Origin of the sequence: Pseudomonas sp. CM27 (assembly GCF_013179515.1) — a bacterium.
Taxonomy (GTDB): Bacteria; Pseudomonadota; Gammaproteobacteria; order Pseudomonadales; family Pseudomonadaceae; genus Aquipseudomonas.
Genome location: NZ_JABMCN010000096.1, coordinates 1 through 20050, shown reverse-complemented (window position 1 = coordinate 20050; position 20050 = coordinate 1). Strand labels below are relative to the sequence as shown.

At 62.4% G+C, this 20050-nt stretch carries 14 protein-coding genes and 1 pseudogene; 7 read left to right on the top strand and 8 right to left on the bottom strand.

Annotated features, from left to right (window positions below):
* Positions 1-300 precede the first annotated feature (300 nt).
* Positions 301-2328 carry a PhoX family phosphatase gene (locus HP547_RS13960; protein ID WP_172286604.1) on the top strand — a complete coding sequence of 676 codons (2028 nt, stop codon included), beginning with the start codon at positions 301-303 and terminating at the stop codon, positions 2326-2328.
* A gap of 95 nt (positions 2329-2423) precedes the next feature.
* Here the strand turns inward: HP547_RS13960 and gspK are convergent, their stop codons facing one another.
* Positions 2424-3389 carry a type II secretion system minor pseudopilin GspK gene (gene gspK / locus HP547_RS13955; protein WP_172286603.1) on the bottom strand — a complete coding sequence of 322 codons (966 nt, stop codon included), beginning with the start codon at positions 3387-3389 and terminating at the stop codon, positions 2424-2426.
* Between the two features lie 145 nt (positions 3390-3534).
* Here gspK and tatA point away from each other — a divergent pair, with 145 nt between their 5' ends.
* The 3 genes from tatA to tatC are packed head-to-tail and all read left to right on the top strand — an operon-like array spanning position 3535 to position 4816.
* Entirely contained in the window at positions 3535-3768 is a 234-nt protein-coding gene (gene tatA, locus HP547_RS13950) for a twin-arginine translocase TatA/TatE family subunit (protein ID WP_172221516.1), read from the top strand.
* Positions 3768-4058 carry a Sec-independent protein translocase protein TatB gene (gene tatB, locus HP547_RS13945; RefSeq protein WP_172286602.1) on the top strand — a complete coding sequence of 97 codons (291 nt, stop codon included), beginning with the start codon at positions 3768-3770 and terminating at the stop codon, positions 4056-4058. Before tatA ends, tatB begins: the two co-directional genes overlap by 1 nt.
* Positions 4055-4816: a twin-arginine translocase subunit TatC gene (gene tatC / locus HP547_RS13940; RefSeq protein ID WP_172221522.1), complete on the top strand. Its 762-nt coding sequence runs from the start codon at positions 4055-4057 to the stop codon at positions 4814-4816. The genes tatB and tatC overlap by 4 nt, the downstream gene beginning before the upstream one ends.
* Before the next feature lie 102 nt (positions 4817-4918).
* Here the strand turns inward: tatC and HP547_RS13935 are convergent, their stop codons facing one another.
* Positions 4919-5230, bottom strand: a complete 312-nt coding sequence (locus HP547_RS13935) for an NGG1p interacting factor NIF3 (protein ID WP_172221525.1) — start codon at positions 5228-5230, stop codon at positions 4919-4921.
* 3 nt (positions 5231-5233) lie between these two features.
* Positions 5234-9133, bottom strand: coding sequence for a phosphoribosylformylglycinamidine synthase (gene purL, locus HP547_RS13930; RefSeq protein WP_172221528.1), 3900 nt, complete (start codon positions 9131-9133; stop codon positions 5234-5236).
* A gap of 280 nt (positions 9134-9413) precedes the next feature.
* Between purL and mltF the strand changes: the two genes are divergently transcribed.
* On the top strand, positions 9414-10871 hold the full coding sequence (gene mltF, locus HP547_RS13925) for a membrane-bound lytic murein transglycosylase MltF (protein WP_172286601.1): 1458 nt from the start codon (positions 9414-9416) through the stop codon (positions 10869-10871).
* Between the two features lie 140 nt (positions 10872-11011).
* Positions 11012-11482, top strand: coding sequence for a hypothetical protein (locus HP547_RS13920; RefSeq protein ID WP_172286600.1), 471 nt, complete (start codon positions 11012-11014; stop codon positions 11480-11482).
* Positions 11483-11562: 80 nt separating this feature from the next.
* Here HP547_RS13920 and tadA read toward each other — a convergent pair whose 3' ends face one another.
* Both tadA and HP547_RS13910 read right to left on the bottom strand, forming a co-directional pair.
* The gene (tadA, locus tag HP547_RS13915; RefSeq protein WP_172221537.1) at positions 11563-12045 is read right to left on the bottom strand and encodes a tRNA adenosine(34) deaminase TadA; all 483 of its coding nucleotides are present in this window, start codon (positions 12043-12045) and stop codon (positions 11563-11565) included.
* Positions 12045-13427 carry a multicopper oxidase family protein gene (locus HP547_RS13910; protein ID WP_172286599.1) on the bottom strand — a complete coding sequence of 461 codons (1383 nt, stop codon included), beginning with the start codon at positions 13425-13427 and terminating at the stop codon, positions 12045-12047. Before HP547_RS13910 ends, tadA begins: the two co-directional genes overlap by 1 nt.
* Positions 13428-13442: 15 nt before the next feature.
* Between HP547_RS13910 and HP547_RS13905 the strand changes: the two genes are divergently transcribed.
* On the top strand, positions 13443-16328 hold the full coding sequence (locus HP547_RS13905) for a membrane-targeted effector domain-containing toxin (protein ID WP_172286598.1): 2886 nt from the start codon (positions 13443-13445) through the stop codon (positions 16326-16328).
* 60 nt (positions 16329-16388) lie between these two features.
* Here HP547_RS13905 and guaA read toward each other — a convergent pair whose 3' ends face one another.
* The 3 genes and pseudogenes from guaA to HP547_RS13890 form a co-directional block, all read right to left on the bottom strand.
* Positions 16389-17966 (bottom strand): glutamine-hydrolyzing GMP synthase, encoded by a 1578-nt coding sequence (gene guaA, locus HP547_RS13900; protein WP_172221546.1) that lies wholly within the window; start codon positions 17964-17966, stop codon positions 16389-16391.
* 222 nt (positions 17967-18188) lie between these two features.
* Positions 18189-19658, bottom strand: coding sequence for an IMP dehydrogenase (gene guaB / locus HP547_RS13895; protein WP_172221549.1), 1470 nt, complete (start codon positions 19656-19658; stop codon positions 18189-18191).
* Between the two features lie 86 nt (positions 19659-19744).
* Positions 19745-20050: pseudogene (locus HP547_RS13890) on the bottom strand (sugar ABC transporter ATPase); the annotation flags it as partial.

Here is a 20050-nt window from a genome sequence, read left to right as displayed (position 1 = left end):
CCCCGGACAACAAGACCTTGTTCGTTAACATTCAGCACCCGGGGAACTGGCCGTATACCGACAAGGCTACCGATGCTACGCCAGCTGGGGCCACGGTGCGGCCGCGGGCTTCGACGGTGGTGATACAGCGGGATGATGGTGGGGAGATCGGCACGGCCTGATTTACCAGGCCGCCATTCAGTGGTCGACCGGATTCGAACACCGGTCGTCCATGACCGATCTGGGTAGATTTCCTGATTCAACCCCGCAATCCGGAGCACTAGCGTTGTTGCTCACAAAGCGTATCGAGAGAATGCCCGGATGAGCCGAGACACCACTGATAACCACGACAGAAATCCCAGCCGCAATCCTTCCCTACACGATGTTACCGACGCCTGTTTGATCAAGAATCAAAGAATCCCTGCCGGCGACACAGCTGCCGCCATGGTTGTCGCCATGGGCAAGGGCAGCTGCCTGCGCCAGCCTGACGCCCCTGAGCTAACGGTGCGACCTGCGCCCACCCTGGGCTTCGAATCCATCAACGGCTCGCGTACCGACGGTTGCAGCGTCCCGCCGGGATACACCGCCCATGTTCTGGCGCCCTGGGGCACGCCGCTCAATGAGTTATCACGCCCATGGCGGCAGGATGGCAGCAACACATCCGTCGACCAGGCCAATGCGATGGGCATGCACCACGACGGCATGCACTTTTTTCCCCTCGACGGCAGCTCCAGTGACGGCCTGCTTGCGATCAACTTCGAATTCATCGACCCCCAAGCCTTGCACCCGAATGGCCCGACCACCGACGCTAGTGCAAACCGCCCGCCCGAGGAAGTTCGCAAGGAGATCAACGCCCACGGAGCTGGCGTGGTCCGCGTTAAAAAAGTCGCTGGCCGTTGGCAAGTGGTTGAGAACGACCCGCTCAACCGCCGCTTTACAAGCGCCACAGTTATGGAGCTCGCCGGCCCCCTGCGTGGCACCGACCATGTTAAGACCAGATTTTCGCCCACAGGCACTCATTGTCGGGGCACCAATAACAACTGCGGCAACGGCTACACCCCCTGGGGCACTTACCTGAGCGGTGAAGAGAATTGGCCACGCTATTTCGTCAATAAAGCCACGCTGCCAAGCGATCAGGCACGCCTTGGGGTGCGCGCCACGAATAGTGAATACAGCTGGGAGAGTGCTGCCGGTGCCCCTTGTGAAGTAGATGACGAGTTTGCCCGTTTCGACGTTACCCCGACCGGTCCCAGCGCCACCGATGACTACCGCAACGAAGCCAGCACCTACGGTTATATTGTCGAGATCGACCCGTTCAGCGCTACTACCCGCGCCGTGAAACGTACTGCCATGGGCCGCTTTCGACATGAAGGCTGCGGCCCCGGCCGGGCTGTAGCCGGCAAACCGCTGGTCTGGTACATGGGCGACGACTCCAATAATGAATATTTGTACAAATTCGTTTCTGACGCCCTTTGGGACGCAGACGATGCCAACCCGGCTGATCGCCTGGCTACCGGAGACAAATACCTGGACAGCGGCAGTTTGTACGCCGCCCGTTTCGATGCTGACGGCAAGGGTGAATGGCTATTGCTGGACGTCGGCACGGCGACTACGGACGGGAGCACCTTGGGTGCCCTGTATGGTGACCTGCCAGGCATCCTGCTCAATACCCGCGGTGCCGGTGATGCCGTGGGCGCGACGCCAATGGACCGGCCGGAATGGACCGCTGTGAACCCGCTGAATGGCGATGCTTACGTGACGCTGACCAATAACAAGGTGCGTCCGCCGGAAAAAGTCGACGCAGCCAACCCTCGCGGCCCCAACCGCCACGGCCAGATCATTCGCTGGCGAGAGTGTGAAGGCCAGCCAACCTTCAGTTGGGACATTTTCGTATTCGGGGCCAATGCGGCGGGCACGACTGACATCAATCGTTCGGGCCTGACCGAGGCCAATCAGTTTGCCTGCCCTGACGGCATGAAATTCGATAGTCGCGGTGTGCTGTGGTTCGAGACGGATAGCCGCGAGAGCACAGTCACCGAATACACCAACGATCAGTTACTGGCAGTAATTCCCACTCATCTGATTGACACGCATGGCATGCAGGTCCCGGTGAATGCCAAGAACCAGGTAGATCTACGGCGCTTTTTTGTTGGGCCTAACGGCTGTGAAGTAACTGGCATCGCGTTCACGCCTGACAATAAAACGATTTTCGTCAACATTTCGCACCCCGATAACTGGCCCAGCAGCGAAATCGCAACTGACATCCCCCCAGCTGGGGTCAAAGTGCGGCCACGGTCCTCGACTGTGGTGATTCAGCGAGAAGATGGTGGGGAGATCGGTACTGCCTGATCGACCTGTGCGCGGGGGGGGCGCTTTGCGGCTCTTTTCGGGGCAAGGCCTTGACTGGGATTGCCCGCGAACAGGCCGCAAAGCAGCCCCGCCCCCTACCAACCCATCGGCTCCCTGCTGCGAACCCGCACCTGCTGCGCCGGCACCCGTGCATGCCATTGCACCACCCCGAGCGCTTCGACCTGGAACTCGCTGCGAATCACCCGCCCCTCCTCCTCGAACGACAGCTGCAACAGAAAATGCCCGCTGTTGAGCAACAAGCCTTCGCTCAACCGTTCAAACGTTTCATCATCCACCGCCCCCAGCGCCTGGCGCAGCGCTGCGGCATCCACATAGCCCGACGCCGGCCGGCCACTGACGATGCGGCTGAGCAATGAACGCGAGTAGCGCCCTTCGTACAGCGCGTCCAGCAGTGGCAGATGCTCCAGCCCCAGGGCATTGGCATTCAGCCGCCAGCCGCTGGTCTGCGGCAAAGCACACAGCATCGGGTAACGGGCCTGGCGAGTAGCATCCGGCTCCAGCAACAGGTTCAGTTCGCTGGTGTCGAGCATCGGCTGGTTGGCCGCCAGCCGCGGCGGTTGCTGGCGCAGGTACTGGGCACTCTCGGCGCCTTGCAGGCGGGCGTCGCTGTCGGGGTCAAGCCAGTCGGCCAGGGCATCGACCAGGCGCTCGGCGGCCATGGTGTCACCCAGCAGGTAACGCAACTGCCGTTCGGCGCGTTCCCCGTCGGCGCCCAGCAGCGCGTTGACGTTGAAGCAGGTGTGCTGGTCGCGCACCCGCAGCTGCGCCTGACCGGCGCCAAAATCATAGTTCAGCGGTTGCCCGCGCAACGCCTGCCAGAACAGCGGGCTAAGCCGCCAGGCAGGGTCACGCAGCGCCTGCCCGGCATAGGCAAGGCCAGCCTGCTCCATGGCCCGGGCCTGCACCCGCTGGTGCAACAGGCGCACCTCGTCGACCTGCCGTCGGCCATCCTCCACCAGCCATGCCATGCCCGCCGCCAGCATCGCCAATACCACCATCACCATCAGCAGGGCCGCGCCCCGCTGTTTCCTGCCTCCCATGCGTGCGTGCCTCGCGTGCCGGATAAAAACGCCAGTCAACACGCGGCGTGTTGCAGCTAGATGGCAATGCCCGTTCGTCATGTTCACGTCATCTGGACGAGGCAGGATTAGCCTTCCTTTTCATGGCCTTACAGGAGTAGTCGCAATGGGTGGTATTGGAATCTGGCAACTGGTGATCGTACTGCTGATCGTATTCCTGCTGTTTGGTACCAAACGCCTGAAGGGCCTGGGTAGCGATGTGGGCGAGGCGATCCAGGGTTTTCGCAAATCCATGGGTGGTGACACGGATGCCAACGCCCGCGGCCAGGCACACGTGCAGCAACAGTGCCCACTGACCGGGCAGTCCACACAACCCTCGCAAACGGACCGGCAGGCCTGATGTTCGAGGTCGGCTTCAGCGAGTTGCTGCTGGTGGGCATTGTCGCGTTGCTGGTGTTGGGCCCGGAGCGCCTGCCGGTGGCCGCGCGCACGCTTGGCCGCGGCCTGGGCCAGGCGCGCCGGGCCATGCACGCCTTGCGCACGCAGGTGGAGCGCGAGATTGAGCTGCCAGAGCTGGACAGCGCGCCTTTGCAGCGCCTGGAACACGAGATTCGCCAAGGCATCAGCCTGAATACGCAGCCAGCCGGTGCGGTGGCCACGGCTGCAGAGCCCAAGGAAAACGCCTCATGACTATTGCCACGGGGCCGGCGGCCAGCATGCCGCTGACCGAACACCTGCGCGACCTGCGCAAACGCCTGGTGCGCTGCCTGGCGCTGGTGGCGCTGGTATTCGCCGGCCTGTTCCCCTTTGCCCAGGCGCTGTACACGTTCATTTCCGAGCCGCTGCGGCGTTTTTTGCCGGAAGGCGCGAGCATGATCGCGACCAGCGTCACTTCGCCGTTCCTGACGCCGTTCAAGCTGACGGCGATGTGCGCGCTGTTCGTCGCCATGCCGCTGTTGCTGCACCAGGCCTGGGGCTTTCTGGCACCGGGTCTGTACCAGCGCGAACGGCGCATCGTGCTGCCGCTGCTGTTATCGAGCATCTTGCTGTTCTATGGCGGCATGGCATTCGCGTTCTTCCTGGTATTCCCGATGATGTTCGGCTTCTTCGCCAGCGTGACACCGGACGGCGTAGCGATGATGACCGACATCAGCCAGTACCTGGACTTCATCCTGGCGCTGTTCCTGGCTTTCGGCCTGGCGTTCGAGATTCCGGTAGCGACGTTTATCGTGGTCTGGATGGGGTTGGCCGATGTAGCCACGTTGCGGCGCAGCAGGCCCTACGTGATCGTGGGCTGCTTTGTGGTGGGGATGATACTTACGCCGCCGGATGTGTTTTCACAGACAATGCTGGCGGTGCCGATGTGGGTGCTGTTCGAGGTGGGGTTGCTGGCTTGTGCCTGGTTGAAGCGGCCTGAGCCCGGCAAGGAGATTGTGGCTGGATCATAGGGCCCTTTCGCGGGTGAACCCGCTCCTACAGAGACCTCACAAGTTTCAAACCGTGTGAAGTACCTGTGGGAGCGGGTTCACCCGCGAAGGCCGTGATGCGGTCTAGAACTCGCCGAGCCGCCAGACTTCATAGGCTGGCGTCTCGTACGGGTGGCTCTGCTTGAGCGCAGCGACGACCTGGGCTACCCGCTCGTCATCCACCACCAGCTCCACCTTCCACTCCTCCACCACCTCGACCTGACCGGTTTGCCCGAGGTACGGCTGGCTGCCGTGCAACGGGCGAAACTGGCCCTGGCCCAGGGTTTGCCAGGCGCAGTGGTCATAGTCACCGATGCGCCCGCCGCCAGCGGCGAACACAGCGGCCTTGACCACTTCAACATGGCTGGCCGGGACGAAGAAGGCGAGCTTGTACACGCCTTAGTTCACCCACACCCGCGCGTTGCGGAACATGCGCATCAGTGCGGCATCTTCCTGCCACTCATCCGGGCGCCAGGAGTTCTGCACGGCACGGAACATACGCTCCGGGTGCGGCATCATGATGGTCACGCGGCCGTCGCGGCTGGTCAGGCCGGTGATACCACGCGGCGAGCCGTTGGGGTTGGCCGGGTAGGCTTCGGTGACCTTGCCATGATTGTCGACGTAGCGCAGGGCCACGCAGCCAGAGACATCGGCTTCCAGCAGTGCTTCTTCGCTGGCGAACTCGGCATGGCCTTCGCCGTGGGCGATGGCGATCGGCATGCGCGAACCGGCCATGCCCTGCAGGAAGATCGAGTTGGACTTCTGCACTTCGACCATGGCCACGCGCGCCTCGAACTGCTCCGAGCGGTTGCGCACGAAGTGCGGCCAGTACTCGGTGCCCGGGATCAGCTCGTGCAGGTTGGACATCATCTGGCAACCGTTGCACACGCCCAGGGCGAAGCTGTCGGTACGCTCGAAGAAGGCCTGGAAAGCGTCGCGGGCGCGGCTGTTGAACAGCGCCGACTTGGCCCAGCCCTCACCAGCGCCCAGCACGTCACCGTACGAGAAGCCACCGCAGGCCACCAGGCCCTTGAAGGCATCGAAGTCGACACGACCGGCGAGGATATCGCTCATGTGCACATCGATGGCAGCGAAGCCGGCGCGGTCGAAGGCAGCAGCCATCTCGACCTGGCCGTTGACGCCCTGCTCACGCAGAATTGCCACTTGCGGGCGCACGCCTTTCTTGATGTACGGCGCAGCGATGTCGTCGTTGACGTCGAAGCCCAGCTTCACCGACAGGCCAGGGTTGTCTTCCTCGAGCAGCAGGTCGAATTCCTGGTCGGCGCAGTCGGCGTTGTCGCGCAGGCGCTGGATCTGGTAGCTGGTTTCGGCCCACTGGCGTTGCAGCATGCGGCGGTCGTCGTCGAACAGCACTTCGCCGTTCAGGCTGATGGACACTTCAGCGTTGTTGACCGGCTTGCCGATCACTGCGACGCACTCTTCGCCCAGGCCAGCGGCGCTGAACTGTGCCAGCACGTCCGGGGTGGCATCCTGGCGAACCTGGATGACCGCGCCCAGCTCTTCGTTGAAGAGGATGGCCGGCACTTCGACACGGTTGTCGGTGAGCGGATCGAGTTGCAGGTCGAGGCCGCAGTGGCCGGCAAAGGCCATTTCCATCACTGTGGTCACCAGGCCACCGTCGGAACGGTCGTGGTAGGCCAGCAGGTGGCCGTCGGCGTTCAGGCCCTGGATCACGGCAAAGAATGCCTTGAGGTCTTCGGCGTCATCGACGTCCGGTGCCTGGGCAGCGATCTTGCCGTAGGTCTGGGCCAGGATCGAGGCGCCCATGCGGTTCTTGCCACGGCCCAGGTCGATCAGGATCAGGTCGGTCTCGCCCTTGTCCATGCGCAGTTGCGGGGTCAGGGTCTTGCGGATGTCGGTGACCGGGGCAAAGCCGGTGATGATCAGTGACATCGGCGAGGTGACGCTCTTCTCGCCGCCCTCATCGCTCCACTGGGTCTTCATCGACATCGAGTCTTTGCCGACCGGAATGGTGATGCCCAGTTCCGGGCACAGCTCCATGCCAACGGCCTTGACCGTGTCGTACAGGCGCGCGTCTTCACCCGGGTGGCCGGCAGCGGACATCCAGTTGGCCGACAGCTTGATGTCGGACAACTTTTCGATCTGCGCAGCGGCCAGGTTGGTGATGGTTTCGCCGATAGCCATGCGCCCGGACGCCGGGGCATCCAGCAGCGCCAGCGGGGTGCGCTCGCCCATGGCCATGGCTTCGCCGGTGTAGACGTCGAAGCTGGTGGCGGTGACGGCACAGTCGGCCACCGGAACCTGCCACGGGCCGACCATCTGGTCGCGGGCAACCAGGCCGGTGATGGTGCGGTCGCCGATGGTGATCAGGAAGCTCTTGCTGGCTACCGCCGGGTGGTTCAGCACGCGCTGGACGGCGCTGTCCAGGTCCAGCTCGCTCGGGTCGAAGTCATCGCCCAGTTCGGCTTCACGGGTAACCGAACGGTGCATGCGTGGCGGCTTGCCCAGCAGCACGTCGAGCGGCATGTCCACCGGCGTGTTGCCGAAGTGGCTGTCGCTTACGGTCAGGTGCGGCTCTTCAGTGGCTTCGCCGACCACGGCGAACGGGCAACGCTCACGTTCGCAGATGGCCTGGAAGCGCTCGAAGTCGACGGCGCTGACCGCCAGCACGTAGCGCTCCTGCGATTCGTTGCTCCAGATTTCGTGCGGGGCCATGCCCGGCTCGTCGTTGGGCACGTTGCGCAGTTCGAAGCGGCCACCACGGCCACCGTCGTTGACCAGTTCCGGGAAGGCGTTGGAGATACCACCGGCACCGACGTCGTGGATGAAGGCGATCGGGTTGTTGTCGCCCAGCTGCCAGCAACGGTCGATGACCTCTTGGCAACGGCGTTCCATTTCCGGGTTTTCGCGCTGTACCGAGGCGAAGTCCAGGTCAGCCGAGCTGGCACCGGTAGCTACCGACGAAGCAGCGCCGCCGCCCAGGCCGATCAGCATGGCCGGGCCGCCGAGCACGATCAGCTTGGCGCCCACGGTGATCTCGGCTTTTTGCACGTGCTCTTCACGGATGTTGCCCATGCCGCCGGCAAGCATGATCGGCTTGTGGTAGCCGCGCACTTCTTCACCGTGCGGGGTGCTGATCGCCTGCTCGAAGGTACGGAAATAGCCGGTCAGCGCCGGGCGGCCGAATTCGTTGTTGAACGCGGCGCCGCCCAGAGGGCCTTCGATCATGATATCGAGGGCGTCGACGATACGCTCTGGCTTGCCGTAGGCCTGCTCCCACGGCTGTTCGAAGCCAGGGATGCGCAGGTTGGACACGGTGAAGCCGGTCAGGCCAGCCTTCGGCTTGGCGCCGCGGCCGGTAGCACCTTCGTCACGAATTTCGCCGCCGGAGCCGGTGGAGGCGCCGGAGAACGGAGCGATGGCGGTCGGGTGGTTGTGCGTCTCGACCTTCATCAGGATGTGCACCGGCTCCGTCACCGCGCCGTACTGGCGGGTTTCAGGGTTCGGGAAGAACCGGCCGGCAACATTGCCGACGATGACCGAGGCGTTGTCCTTGTACGCAGACAGCACACCTTCGCTGTGCATCTGGTAGGTGTTCTTGATCATGCCGAACAGGCTTTTTTCCTGGCCCTGGCCGTCAATGTCCCAACTGGCGTTGAAGATCTTGTGGCGGCAGTGTTCGGAGTTGGCCTGGGCGAACATCATCAGTTCGATGTCGTTCGGGTTGCGCTTTAGGCCCTGGAAGGCATTGACCAGGTAGTCGATCTCGTCTTCGGCCAGGGCCAGGCCCAGGTCGATGTTGGCCTTGGCCAGGGCATCGCGGCCACCGGCCAGGATGTCTACCGAGGTCATCGGCTTGGGCTGGGCGTGGCTGAACATGTCAGCGGCCTGCTCCAGCTGGCCGAGCACGCGCTGGGTCATGCGGTCGTGCAGTTCGGCGGCGATCAGTTGGGCATCAGCGTCGCTCAGGTTGCCGGCGACGTAATAGGCGATACCACGCTCCAGGCGCTGGATCGACTGCAGGCCGCAGTTGTGGGCGATGTCGCTGGCCTTGCTGGCCCACGGCGAAATGGTGCCCAGACGCGGCACGACCAGGAACAGGCGGCCAGTCGGCTCTTGTACCGGCACGCTCGGGCCGTACTTGAGCAGACGGCCCAGCACCTGCTGCTGGTCGGCGGTCAGCTCGCCGTCGACGTCGGCGAAATGGGCAAATTCGGCATACAAACCAGTAACAGCGGGGACTTTCTGGCTCAGTTGCTCGAGTAATTTACCGTGGCGAAAGGCAGAAAGGGCAGGAGCGCCGCGCAGGATCAACATCGTCGGGACAGCCTCAGGAAGGGGTGTGCTTAGAGGCCGTGCATTCTAGCCTAATTCGTTGGCTTTCGGCACCCGCTCTAAGCCATGGCTGCCGGGCGGTGGAACCGGACTTCCGGGTCAAAAATTCCACCTGTTCTCCACGCGCCCTGTAGGAGCGGCCCATCGCGACGCAAGGCCGCTCCTACAGAGGATCAGGCCGCCACTGCACAGAATGTGCTACCAGACAAGCAAACCGTTGTCGAGATATGGCAGCGCCAGTCCTTTGCGTATACTGCAACCTATGTTCGCCCACACTGCTTTGCGCCAGCGTTGCGCCAAATGGCTTTTCGCAACCGGACTCTTTCTGCTGCTCGGTGCCTGCGTTGAAAAACCCAGCACCCTCGAGCGCGTGAAGGAGGATGGCGTGCTGCGCGTGATCACCCGCAACAGCCCGGCCACCTACTTCCAGGACCGCAACGGCGAAACCGGCTTCGAATACGAGTTGGTCAAACATTTCGCCGATGATCTCGGCGTGAAGCTGGAGATCGAAACCGCCGACAACCTCGACGAACTGTTCGATGACCTTGGCAAGCCCTCCGGCCCGGTACTGGCCGCAGCCGGGCTGGTCAGCAGCGAACGGCGCAAGACCCAGGCGCGGTTCTCGCATCCCTACCTCGAAGTCACCCCCCAGGTCATCTACCGCAACGGCCGCCCTCGCCCGACCAACGCCAAGGGCCTGGTCGGCAAGAAGATCATGGTGCTCAAGGGCAGCAGCCATGCCGACCTGCTGGCAGAGCTGAAAAAGCAGAATCCGGGCCTGGAATACGAAGAATCCGACGCCGTCGAGGTGGTCGACCTGCTGCGCATGGTCGATGAAGGCCAGATCGACCTTACCCTGGTCGACTCCAACGAGCTGTCGATGAACCAGGTGTACTTCCCCAACGTCCGGGTCGCTTTCGACGTAGGCGACACGCGTGACCAGCGCTGGGCGGTTGCGCCTGGCGAAGACAACAGCCTGCTCAACGAAATCAACGAATTTATCGACAAGGCGCAGAAAAACGGCACCCTGCAGCGCCTGAAGGACCGCTACTACGGCCATGTGGACGTACTGGGGTATGTCGGCGCCTATACCTTCGCCCAGCACCTGCAACAGCGCCTGCCCAAATACGAAAAGCACTTCAAGAGTTACGCCAAGGTCGAGCAGGTGGACTGGCGCCTGCTGGCCGCCATCGGCTATCAGGAGTCGATGTGGCAACCGGAGGTCACGTCCAAGACCGGCGTGCGCGGCCTGATGATGCTGACCCAGCGCACCGCCCAGGCCATGGGCGTATCCAACCGCCTTGACCCGAGGCAGAGTATCCAGGGCGGCGCCAAGTACTTCATGAAGATCAAGGCAGAGCTCGACGACAGCATCAAGGAGCCTGACCGCACCTGGTTCGCCCTGGCCGCCTACAACGTTGGCGGCGGTCACCTGGAAGACGCCCGCACCCTGGCCAAGCGCGAAAAGCTCAACCCCAACAAGTGGCTGGATGTGAAGAAGATGCTGCCGCGCCTGGCGCAGAAGCAGTGGTACCGGCAGACCAGGTACGGCTATGCCCGCGGCGGCGAGCCGGTGCACTTCGTGGCCAACATCCGCCGCTACTACGACATCCTCACCTGGGTAACCCAGCCGCAGCTCGAAGGCCAGGTGGCCGAGGGCAATCTGCATGTGCCTGGGGTAAACAAGGACAAGCCGGCGGATCAGCCGCCGCCGATGTAAGTCCCGGGTGGCAGCAAGTCCCGCCTCGGGGCGATCAAGAAAACCGAATGGCTGCAACTGATATAACTGCCAGTTTCCCCATGCCTGAAGGCGGGTTAAAACACGCCAGCACCCACGTGCATTCAATCATGGAGAGGATCATGAGCAAGCTGACTTATTTGCTGTGCGCGCTACTTCTCAGCAACGTTGCATATGCCGAACAATCGGCTCAAAGCGTCAACGGCCAGCTGCACCTGAAGAAGAAAAATCAGTCCGTCGCCTGCACCACGCTCGACATCCAGGAGCGAAGCGCGGCCTACATGGGCAACTACCCTTGCAAAAACGATGAAGTTTATGACTTCAAGCTGGAACAGGCAGCAAAACACTCGGTGATCATTCTCGGCGCGGATAACCCGAGGGGTGCTAAAGATTGCCCGCTGGATGACTGGCTTTTCTACCTGGAAGTTACCAGTGATACGCCCCTGGACACCGAGTGGACCTCGATCGCAGATCTGAAACTCAAGAAGACAGGTGAAGACGTCCTCCCGGGCCTGAAAATGCAGAAAAACGATTATGATCACGGGAACATTGCCGGAAAACTTTCTTGCGTAAACACGCTTCCACCCCGTTGAGCGACACCCTGCCCCCTGTTCTGTTCCACCACCGACAGGGGGCATCCTCCCGCCACTTCACAGAGCGACGGTGACAGACTTCATGAATTCTTCGCCCGACGCGCCCTGAAGAATTCACTCAGGATCTGCCCGCACTCCTCCGCCAGCACGCCCCCCTCCACCATCACCCGATGGTTCAGGAAGCCCTGCCCGAAAAACTGGCCTTGGCTCTGCACGATGCCCGCCTTGGGCTCCAACGCCCCATACACCACCCGCATCACCCGCGCATGCACGATCAGCCCGGCGCACATGCTGCACGGCTCCAGAGTCACGTACAGGGTGCTGCCCGGTAGGCGATAATTGCTGGCGGACTTCGCCGCCGCGCGCACTGCCACCATCTCGGCATGGGCACTAGGATCGCTATCGATGATCGGCCGGTTGAACCCCTGGCCGATCACCTGGCCATGCTGGACCAGCACTGCACCCACCGGCACCTCGCCCAGGGCCGCACCCGCGGCGGCCAGGTCGAGCGCCAGGCGCATGAATTCCTGATCGCGGCTACGATCGATGATCTGCGGACGCATCAGACCACCGCGATCGCGGCCATCAGGCCGGTTTCCATGTGGTCGATGACATGGCAATGGAACATCCAGGTGCCCGGATTATCCGCCACCAGCGCCACCTGGGCGCGCTCGTTCTTGCCCAGCAGGTAGGTGTCGGTGAACCACGGCTCGGTGATGTCGTGGCGGTTGGAGGCGATCACCTTGAAGCTCATGCCGTGCAGGTGGATCGGGTGCTGGTACTGGGTCATGTTCTTCAGCTCGAAAATGTAGCTCTTGCCCTTCTGCAGCGTGGCTATCGGCCGGTCCGCGCAGGTCTTGTCGGTGATGTCCCAGGCCTGGCCATTGATCTGCCACAGGCTCGGCGGCCGGCCGTTGTCGGTATCCACCGAGACCTTGCCGACCCACTCGAAATTGAAGTTGAGCTTTTCGGCATTCTCCAGGTCCGGCTCGGCCACCGGGTTTGGCGGTAACGCGGGTGGCCAGTCGCCTGGCGCGGCATTGCTGGCAACCGACCGCAATGTGCCCAGGCGCACGAAACCGTCACGCAGGGAAATTTCCTCCCCAGGCTGGGGTATGCGAATCGCCAGGCAGATACGCATGCCCGGGCCCAGCCAGTAGTCGTCGTCGAGTTTGCGTGGCGTAACCGGGTTACCATCGAGGGCGTAGATCATCGCCTCGCAGTTGCCCTTGAGGTTGATGCGGTAGGTCCAGGTGTTGTCGAGGTTGAGCAGGCGCACCCGCACCACCTGGCCGGCAGGCAGCTCAGTCACCGAATCGGCCTGGCCATTGATGGTGATCAGCCGGCCAGCAGTACCATTACGCGCCGCCTCGCGGGGGATGCTGAAGGGCAGCCAGGCGCCCTGCTCGTCCACGTGCCAGTTTTTCAGGCTCAAGGTGCGTTCATGCTTGAAGCCGGTCGGCTCGCGCTCCTCGACGATCAACGGGCCGACCAGACCACGGCCCAGTTCTTCGGAACTGCTGACATGCGGGTGGTACCAGTAACTGCCGGCGTCCGGTACGCGGAACTTGTAGTCGAAGTACTCGCCCGGCTTGACCGGCAACTGCGACACATAAGGCACGCCGTCCATTTCCAGCGGCAGGCGGATGCCGTGCCAGTGGATGGTGGTCTCGACCGGCAGGTGGTTGATAAACCGTACCCGCAGCCACTCGCCCTGCCGCACCCGCAGTTCGGTACCCGGCGCCGATGGGCCGAACGCCCAGGCCTCGGTCTTGAAACCCGGTACCAGCTCTACCTCCAGGGGCGCGGCGATCAGCTCGTAGTCATGCCCGGCATTCTCGTCTTCGACCTTGCCCAGCCAATAGCGCGCCGCGCCACCGGCGCCCAGGCCAACCACAACCAGGCCGGTGAGGCCTTTGAGCATTTGTCGACGGGTGAAGGACATCGGTGCGGGTACCTCATGTTCTGCGCAATCAAGCTGCCAGCAGTGGCTGGCGATGAAGGGCGAATACGATACACCTGCAAATGGGAAAGATTAAGTGAACTCTCCGGATTGCGCCTGCCTGGAGCGTTAATTACCGCCTGTTTGCCAGCCCCCAAGCGCACGCTGCGGCCCTCATCAAGCCGTGTGAGATCGCCCATGCCCCTTTCCGATACGCAGCAACAGGACCTGAAAACACTCCAGCAAATCGCCATGAAGCTGAGTACCGCCTGCCCGGACATGCTGCAGATGGCCCGCGACACGGCCCTGACGCTATTGGCCGAACATCAGCTCGACGACCTGGAGCCAGACCAGGTGTACTTTCATCGCTTCCACCAGGCCACCAGCAGTCCGCGCACATTCACCGGCTGGCAACATGACACCCAACCCTCTCAAACCCTCACCCTTGTCCAGCTGGTCATGCGCCGCTTCAGCGTTGCCGAGCAAGACGCCAGCGACCTGCTAAGCACTTACTGCGGCTTCTACAGCAAGGGGCCGGGCGAGGCTGCCTATGACGAGCGCAACGAGATCAGGCTGTTGCCAAAGGATGCGCTCGACTACTTCTGGAGCATCGATTTCAGCAGCCTCTTCGACCAGCGCGCCCGCGATTTCTGGACCCGACATGGCGACGATTACCGCACGCTGGCAAAAGCCACATTCCTGGTCAAGGCACTCGAAACCCAGGCGCATGCGGGCAACAAGGCCTTGGCCGCCCGCGTTCGGCTGGCCGCCGAGGCCTTGGCCGGTAAGCGCGACGGCGCACCCACCCTGGCGCATCTGCAGCAAACGAATCTGCCGCCGGCAGGCATGAAGGTCCTTGCCTTCAGCCTCGGCGAGCGCATTTCCAGCGACATCCTCAGAATCGTCATGGCTGACGGCTACCAGCTGCTGTATCTGCCCGGTGAGGCCGAGGCGTTTCGATTGTTCGCCAACGACCGCGAGCTTCACGCCTGGGTCCTGGCAACCACCCTGACGCCTGCCGGCAAAGCACGCCTGACCAGCCACTTCCCGCTTGCCTGCCATCAAGAGTCCTCGTTGATCAAGGTCGCGGACTACCTCGCTCACTGGACCAACACCGGCTTGGCTGCCCTGCTCGACCTGATGAGGCGCCAGTGGGATGCGCTCGAGGTGGGCGGGATCAACACCCTCGGCAAACCCTTGCATATGGACGCGTTCAGCTATCTTCACAAGGCTGCCCAGCAGCGCATGACCGACGATGCGGAGTTGGCGCTGCGCTCCAACGCAGACCTGCGCAAGCAATTGTGGCTCGGCTACCTGAGTGCCGCCAACACGGTTTTCGGGCCCCTGACAGCGCTGGCGTGGCCGGTAGCATTGGCAGGAGTGGGCGCCGGGCTGGTCGAGATCGGCCTGGATATCGATCAAGCCATCAACGGACATACCAGCGCTGAACGCCAGGCAGGCGTGCAAAACGCCATCTTTGCGGTGATCAACACCCTGATGATCGGCCTCGCAGGGGCCACTGACGCCGGCGCGCCAGCCTCCGAAACGGGCGCAGCTGGCCCGGCCCTCGAACCGCCGATCGCGCCTGACCTACCCGTAGAGCATGATTTCCCCGAAGAATTGCAGCCTGCGACCCCGGAAGAAATCGAGACCTGGGTGCCCAAGGCATTCCAGCCAGGCGAGCTGGACAACCAGTTGCAGGCCCTGCAAAGCAACGACATCGTGGCAACCAAAGCGGGCAGAGGGCCGCTGGAGGGCGTACACCTGCAAAACGGCAATTTCTATGCAATGGTCGGCGACCTGACTTATCAGGTGCGCTTTATCCATGAACTGGAGACGTGGGTTATCGTCGACCCCGAAACGCCATTCTCTTTCCGCCAGGCAATTCCCATCGTCAGGGATGTCGATGGCCGCTGGCAGCCCCATGAGCGTATGGGCCTCAAAGGTGGCACGCCGCGCTTTCTGCTCAAGGCCTGGGGGCGTCTACGGCCAAGGCCGCAACTGCCCCCTTTGACACTGGAGCTTTATGATATTGCCGAGCCAGAACGGTCCGAGTTGAAACCTTTCGCGCTTACTGGAGCAGGCGCACAACTGATGCGAGACCCATACGGCAGCCCTCTCAACAGGGCATATCATCAAGCGCTTGGGCAGATGACACGCGACGTGGAAATTTTCTATGACCAGCTCCGACTGCCAGAGCGCCCAGCGATTCCCAATATCCCGCAAGGGGCTGATGCTCGGCAGATAATCGGTAGCCTGTACGAAGAGCACCAAGGGCTGGTGATGGGTGAGTCGCACATCGAGGATGGCGCAAGGCAGTTCTTGACGAGGAATATGAAGCAGTTCAAACGCCAAGGGGTCAAGGTGCTGTACTCCGAGCACTTCATGGTCGATTACCAACAGGCCGACATGGACATGTTCAACCGAACAGGCGTACTGCCGGCAGACTTGAAAACCTACGTGGAGACCTGGGACGAAACTGCGGCGGTGCAGTCCAACGATCCCGTTCATTACACCCTCAAAGGCATGCTGTACGAGGCTTACAGCCAGAACATCAGAGTGCAGGGCATTGACAGCATGCTCAGCTACCGTATGGGCTGGGAAGAGCTCCCGCCTTTTCCTGCTCCCCGACAGCGCATGATGAATTACGCTGCTCAGCAGATCATCACTGCCGACCAGACGCAACGCGGAACATCCAAGTGGGTGGCGCTCATGGGCAACAGCCACGCCAATCTGTTTGAAGATGTGCCCGGCGTGAGCGAACTGCAGGGCTGTATCGGCTTGCGCGTGGCGCGCGCGGGTGTCGGCCAAACCTTGGATATCGGTATTGATCCCGGACTTGGTGTTGATGGGGGCTTTGTGCGCAGCGACTTGCTGTTGAGTGTCCCGCCAGTGCGCAGCTGATCGGAGCAATCCATTTGCCCGATAGCACAAGGGCGCCTTGCGGCGCCCTTGTGGCTCAACTCATTCCCACTCGATGGTGGCCGGCGGCTTGCTCGACACATCGTAGGTAACGCGCGAGATGCCTTCGATTTCGTTGATGATGCGGCCGCTGACGGTCTCAAGCAGCTCGTACGGCAGGTGTGCCCAGCGCGCGGTCATGAAGTCCACGGTCTCGACGGCACGCAGGGCAACGACCCAAGCGTAGCGACGGCCGTCGCCAACGACGCCAACCGACTTGACCGGCTGGAATACCACGAACGCCTGGCTGGTCTTGTGGTACCAGTCGGCCTTGCGCAGTTCTTCGATGAAGATGTGGTCGGCGCGGCGCAGGATGTCGGCGTATTCTTTCTTCACTTCACCGAGGATCCGCACGCCCAGGCCCGGGCCCGGGAACGGGTGGCGGTAGACCATGTCGTACGGCAGGCCCAGCTCCAGGCCGATCTTGCGCACTTCGTCCTTGAACAGTTCACGCAGCGGCTCGACCAGCTTGAGGTTCATTTCCTCTGGCAGGCCACCGACGTTGTGGTGCGACTTGATCACGTGGGCCTTGCCGCTCTTGGCGCCAGCCGACTCGATCACGTCCGGGTAGATGGTGCCCTGGGCGAGGAACTGGATGTTGTCCAGCTTGCTGGCTTCGGCATCGAAGATGTCGATGAAGGTGCGGCCGATGATCTTGCGCTTCTTCTCCGGGTCGGCTTCGCCTTCCAGGTTATCGAGGAACTGCTTTTCAGCGTCGGCGCGGATTACCTTGACCCCCATGTTCTCCTTGAACATGGCCATTACCTGGTCACCTTCGTGCAGGCGCAGCAGGCCGTTGTCGACGAATACGCAGGTCAGCTGGTCGCCGATGGCACGGTGCAGCAGCGCGGCAACCACCGAGCTGTCGACGCCGCCGGACAGGCCCAGCAGGACGTTGGCCGAACCGACTTGCTGACGCACCTGGGCGATGGCGTCTTCAACGATGTTGGACGCAGTCCACAGGGCTTCGCAGCCGCAGATATCCTGCACGAAGCGCGACAGGATGCGACCGCCCTGCTTGGTGTGGGTCACTTCCGGGTGGAACTGCACGCCGTAGTAGCCGCGCGCATCGTCGAACATGCCGGCAATCGGGCAGCTCGGGGTGCTGGCCAGCACGTGGAAGTCGCCCGGCATCTGGGTAACCTTGTCGCCGTGGCTCATCCACACGTCCAGGCCCAGTACGCCGTCAGCGTCGATGTGGTCTTCGATGCCATCGAGCAGGCGGCTCTTGCCGACCACATCTACGCGGGCATAACCGAATTCACGCAGGTCGGAACCTGCAACCTTGCCGCCCAGCTGCTCGGCCATGGTCTGCATGCCGTAGCAGATGCCCAGCAGCGGTACGTTCAGGTCGAACACGGCCTGTGGCGCGCGCGGGCTGTTGGCTTCGTGGACCGACTCGGGGCCGCCGGCGAGGATGATGCCGCGCGGGTTGAATTCGCGGATCGCTTCATCGTCCATGTCGAACGGGTGCAGTTCGCAGTACACGCCGATTTCGCGCACGCGGCGGGCGATCAGCTGGGTGTACTGGGAACCGAAATCGAGGATCAGGATGCGGTGAGCGTGAATGTCGAGGGCCATGACTCAATCTCGTCAGTGGAAATCGGAAACGACGCGGGGCTGTAATGACAGCCCCGCATGCTGATGTTGCTGGGCTTCGTACGAAATGTGCCTGCGCGTCGATCATGCTGCGTTGAAAACAGGCTCGGAATGCTCATTTGCAATCAGCAAACTCCGCTTCCTCGCCTGTTTTCGCCTTGCCTGATCGCCGCTCGGCTACATTTCGTACGAACCCAAGAAGCCTCAGCCTACGCGGTAGTTAGGGGCTTCTTTGGTGATCTGCACGTCATGCACGTGGGACTCGGCCATGCCGGCACCAGTGATGCGTACGAATTCCGGCTTGGTGCGCATCTCTTCGATGGTTGCGCTGCCGGTGTAGCCCATGGACGAACGCAGGCCGCCCATCAGCTGGTGGATGATCGCGGCCAGGGCGCCCTTGTAAGGCACACGGCCTTCGATGCCTTCCGGTACCAGCTTCTCGGCGCCGGCCGAGGAGTCCTGGAAGTAACGGTCGGACGAGCCCTGCGCCTGTGCCATGGCACCCAGCGAGCCCATGCCGCGGTAAGCCTTGTAGGAACGGCCCTGGAACAGTTCGACTTCACCCGGGGCTTCTTCGGTACCGGCGAACATCGAACCCATCATCACGCAGGAAGCACCAGCAACGATGGCCTTGGACAGGTCACCGGAGAAGCGGATGCCACCGTCGGCGATCAGTGGCACGCCAGTGCCTTCCAGCGCTGCGGCAACGTTGGCGATGGCGCTGATTTGCGGCACGCCGACACCGGCAACGATACGGGTGGTGCAGATCGATCCTGGGCCGATACCGACCTTGACCGCGTCAGCGCCAGCTTCGGCCAGGGCCTTGGCGGCGGCGCCGGTGGCGATGTTGCCGCCGATCACCTGCACTTGCGGGTAGGTTTCCTTGACCCAGCGAACGCGGTCGATCACGCCCTTGGAGTGGCCGTGGGCGGTGTCGACCACCACCACGTCAACGCCAGCGGCAACCAGCGCGGCAACGCGCTCGCCGGTGTCCTTGCCAGTGCCGACGGCGGCGCCGACGCGCAGGCGACCCTGGTCGTCCTTGCTGGCCAGCGGGTAGGCCTTGGCTTTTTCGATGTCCTTGACGGTCATCATGCCCTTGAGGCTGAACTTGTCGTCGACGATCAGGACTTTTTCCAGGCGGTGCTTGTGCAGCAGCTCGCGGACTTCGTTCTTGTCGGCGCCTTCGCGCACGGTGACCAGACGCTCTTTAGGCGTCATCACGTCGCGTACCTTGGCATCCAGGCGGGTTTCGAAACGCACGTCACGCGAGGTGACGATACCGACCAGGTCGCCGTTTTCCAGCACTGGAACACCAGAGATGTTGTTCAGGCGGGTCAGGTCGAACAGGTCACGCACGGTGGCGTCGGCATCGATGGTGATCGGGTCCTTGACCACGCCAGCCTCGAACTTCTTGACCTTGCGTACTTCGCCGGCCTGCTGATCGATGGTCATGTTCTTGTGGATGATGCCGATGCCGCCTTCCTGGGCCATGGCAATGGCCAGACGCGCTTCGGTCACGGTATCCATGGCAGCGGATACCAGCGGAATGTTCAGCTCGATGCCACGGGTCAAACGGGTCTTGAGACTGACTTCATTGGGCAGTACCTCGGAATAGCCAGGTACAAGGAGAATATCGTCGAAGGTCAGGGCTTCTTGGCTGATACGCAGCATCGCGGGGGCTCCCGGGCGGGAAAAATGGAAGCGCGCCATTATACTCATCCACGGCGCGCCGCTCAATGCAAAATAAGGGCCTTCGGTCAGCCTTGTGGCAGTTTTACCTGCACAACGGTCACCGGCTGGTCGAGCCAGTCGGCGAAGCTGTCGAGAAAGGCCTGGGTAAACCCGGCCTCGCCCCAGTTGTTGAAGATGAACCCGAGGTTGGAAAAGGCACATGGCTGCAGGTAAATGAAGCCATTGATGTCATCTTCATGACCGCAGAGCGGGCAGGTAAAGTTGTCGCTCACTGCCGGCATCCACTCTTCCAGGCTTTCGAACAGCGGCTCGCCCACTTCACGCCGGCACTCCGGGCAGCCAGCCTCTTCGAGGAAGCCCTCGGTGGGGGT